The organism is Corynebacterium sp. (assembly GCF_030535495.1).
Classification (GTDB): Bacteria; Actinomycetota; Actinomycetes; order Mycobacteriales; family Mycobacteriaceae; genus Corynebacterium.
The window spans coordinates 1,920-5,373 of record NZ_JAUNRW010000125.1; the positions used below are offsets into that span (position 1 = coordinate 1,920).

The following is a 3,454-nucleotide window of genomic DNA, read 5'->3' on the forward strand; positions in this document are numbered from 1 at the left end:
CGCATGGCGCGGGACAGCGGCGGTTTGCCGGAGAGTACGCCGACCACGCCACCGGTGAACATGAGGGCGCAGGACACCAGCACCATCGCGATGATCGCACCGACGATCGGGGAGGCCCCGAACAAGAACGGGATGATCGGGATGAAGGCTCCGCCAGCGAAAAAGAGGAAACTCGAGCCCGCGGCCGTCCACGGGGATCCGACGACCTCACCAGGATCGGTCCACTGCTCCTGCTCACCGGGGCTGTCCTCCCGGTCCAGCCCGATGGCCTGCTCGAGGGCCATGCGGGAGAACTCGGCCTGGGCCTTGTCCTTGGCCTCCTTCTCCCCCATGCCACGTGCCCGGTAGACCAGGGCCAGCTCGTTGGCGTTGACGTCGAGCGACGGCAACAGGGTATGCGCCTTGGGGTGCGGGGTGGAGGCCTCGAGGAGTTCGCGCTGGGAGGTCACCGACACGTATTCACCCGCCGCCATGGACAGCGCGCCCGCGAGCAGACCGGAGATACCGGTGAGCAGGATCATGTTCGCGGAGACACCGGAGCCCATGACACCGACCACCAGTGCCAGGTTGGACACCAGGCCGTCGTTGGCACCGAAGACGGCGGCGCGGAAACCACCGGACATCTTCTCGCGTCCACGCGACGCCAGGCCGCGAACCACCTCCGCGTGGATGCGCTCATCCGCGGCGATCTGCTCCGGGGCGTCCTCGTCCTTGATGTAGGGGCTGCGGGCCTCGGCCGACTGCATGAGAGCCAGGGTAAACACCGAGCCGAAGCGCTTGGCCAGAAAGCCCATGAAGCGGGTATTGAGGTCCGGTTGGCGGGGGAATCCGACGTACTCGCCGAGCTTGTCGCGCCAGAACTCCTCGTGGCGGGACTCCGAGTCCGCCAGTGCGAGCAGGATCTCGCGTTCCTCTCCTGATTTGCGGCGGGCGAGCTCGCGGTACAGGGCGGCCTCGGCGCGCTCGTTCGCCAGGTAGCGGCGCCACCGGTTGATCTGCGCGCGGGTCGGTTCCTCGCTGTTGACCACCACTGCTGCTCCCACTCCCCTACCTACTTCGTGCCGCCGAAGCGACGGTCACGTGAAGCGTACTCCAGGACGGCGTCGAAAAGATCCTGGGGAGTGAAATCCGGAAAGAGCTTGTCCTGGTAGACCATCTCGGCGTATGCCGACTGCCAGGGCAGGAAATTCGAGGTGCGCTTTTCACCGGAGGGGCGCAGGAACAGGTCGACGTCCGGCATGTCCGGCTCGTCGAGGAACTGCGGGAAGCTCTTCTCGGTGATGTCCTCCGGGCGCAGGGTGCCGGCGGCGGCGCGGCGCGCGATTTCCCGTGCGGCATCGACGATCTCCGCGCGGCCGCCGTAGTTGACGCACATCGCCAGGGTCATCCGCGTGTTGTCCTTGGTCAGCTCCTCCGCGGTCTCCAGCTCACGGATGACGGCGCGCCACAGACGGGGGCGACGGCCCACCCAGCGCACGCGCACCCCCTTCTCATTGAGCACGTCACGCTGGCGGCGGAGCACATCCCGGTTGAAGCCCATGAGGAATCGGACCTCATCGGCCGAACGCCGCCAGTTCTCCGTGGAGAAGGCGTAGGCCGAGAGATAGGGCACCCCCATCGCCAGGCAGGCATCCACCACATCCATGAGGACTGCCTCACCGCGCTTGTGGCCCTCAGTACGCCTGAGACCGCGCTCCTCGGCCCAACGGCCGTTGCCGTCCATGACCAGGGCGATGTGGTCGGGGATGAACTGGGAGGGAATATCCGGGGGGTTCAGGGGTGCGTTGCTCACGCTGACCATCCTACGTCTGGTCCATGACGCCCAGACTGGTGACCTTCTGTTCCAGGTGCCACTGCAGGTGTGCCCGGGTCAGCCGGTGGATGACGGCATCGAGATCCTGCCCTGTCGCCCCCACCTCGTGCCCGTGGAGCAGCAGCCACATGGAGTGGAGGGACTCCTCCGGCACCTCCGCGGCTCCCGGCGGCCGACACCGCACGCAGGCCGCGCCCCCGATGGCCGGGTGGAAGGCGTGGTGCGGGCCCGGCGCACCGCACTGGGCGCAGTCGAAGAGGCTCGGCGCCCAGCCGGCGTGAGCCATCGCCTGCAGGAGGAAGGCGTCGAGCACCAACGTGGGATGGTCGCTGTCCTGCAGGCGGGCCAGGGTCTCGGTGAGGTGGTCGAACAACCAGGGATCCTCATCCTGGGACAGCCTCTCCGCCGTCTCCAGGGCCGCGCACGCCGCGGTGTAACGCTCGTAGTCGTCGATGATGCCGGAACCGTAGTAGGCCACGGTGTCGGCCCCGGTGATCGAATCCAGGTTGCGCCCCGGGTACAGCTGCACGTCGATGTCCACGAAGTGCTGCAGCCGGGAGCCGAATCGGGATTTCGCCCGACGCACCCCCTTGGCCACCCCTCGCCGGATGCCGTGGTGTCGGGTGAGCAGGACGATGATGCGGTCGGCCTCGCCGAAATCATAGGTCCGCACCACCAGCGCCCGGTCGCGGTACGGCTGTGCGCGCATCTAGAAGCCCAGGCGACCCAGCGATTTCGGGTCGGACTGCCAGTTCTTGAGCACCTTCATCCGCAGATCCAGGTACACGTTCCGGCCCAGCAACTTGATGATCTCCTGGCGCGAATTGTGGATGATCCGCCCGAAGCGACGCCCATCCTTGCCCTGGATGATCGCCTTCTGGCCCTCGCGCTCCAGGTAGAGGATCGCGTGGATGGTCATCTTGCCGTTCTCGGTGAGCATCTCATCGATCTCCACGGCCACCGAGTGCGGCAACTCGTCCTTGAGGCCGGACAGCGCCGCCTCGCGGATGAGTTCGGAAATGCGCTTTTCAGTGTCATCGTCCGTGATGTGATCGTCCGGGTAGAACTTGGGGCCTTCGGGGAGGAGGGAGGCGAGGACGTCGATAAGCACCTCCACCTGGGTGCCGTCCTTGGCGGAGACCGGGACCACCTCGGACTGGCCACCGAGGAGCTCATGCAGCGCCATGAGCTGCGCGCCGACCTGATCCTTGCTGGCTTTGTCCAGCTTGGTCACGATGCCGACGATGGGCGTGTCCGGCACCACCTTGCGCAGATTCTCCAGAATCCAGCGGTCACCGGGGCCGATCTTCTCGTCCGCCGGGACCGTCAGACCGATGAGATCGACATCGGCGTAGGTGTCCTTGACGATCTCATTGAGCCGCTCACCCAACAGCGTCCGCGGCTTGTGCAGACCCGGCGTGTCGACGACCACGATCTGCGCGTCCTCCCGGTGCACCAGGCCACGGATCGGATGGCGCGTGGTCTCCGGCTGGTTGGCGGTGATGGCGATCTTCTCCCCCACCAGAGCATTGGTGAGCGTCGACTTTCCCGTGTTCGGGCGGCCGACGAAGCTGACGAAGCCGGAACGGAAGCCGTCCGGGGTGTCGGTGAATGAGCTGATGGGGACTCCTTGAGGTTGGT

4 protein-coding genes are annotated in these 3,454 nt (G+C 66.4%); all 4 read right to left on the reverse strand.

Going from position 1 to position 3,454, the window contains the following annotated elements; genetic code table 11:
• Positions 1-1,043, reverse strand: a 1,043-nt coding sequence (locus Q4F73_RS11195) for a VIT1/CCC1 transporter family protein (protein WP_303359425.1), incomplete at its 3' end; no start/stop codon positions are given.
• A gap of 8 nt (positions 1,044-1,051) precedes the next feature.
• On the reverse strand, positions 1,052-1,801 hold the full coding sequence (locus Q4F73_RS11200; RefSeq protein ID WP_303359426.1) for an isoprenyl transferase: 750 nt from the start codon (positions 1,799-1,801) through the stop codon (positions 1,052-1,054).
• Between the two features lies 1 nt (position 1,802).
• Positions 1,803-2,522: a DNA repair protein RecO gene (gene recO / locus Q4F73_RS11205; protein ID WP_303359427.1), complete on the reverse strand. Its 720-nt coding sequence runs from the start codon at positions 2,520-2,522 to the stop codon at positions 1,803-1,805.
• Entirely contained in the window at positions 2,523-3,434 is a 912-nt protein-coding gene (gene era, locus Q4F73_RS11210) for a GTPase Era (RefSeq protein ID WP_303359428.1), read from the reverse strand.
• Positions 3,435-3,454 lie beyond the last annotated feature (20 nt).

Coding starts and splice junctions, on each gene's coding strand:
- Q4F73_RS11200 (WP_303359426.1), bottom strand. CDS start 1,801: ATGGTCAGCGTGAGCAACGCACCCCTGAACCCCCCGGATATTCCCTCC.
- recO (WP_303359427.1), bottom strand. CDS start 2,522: ATGCGCGCACAGCCGTACCGCGACCGGGCGCTGGTGGTGCGGACCTAT.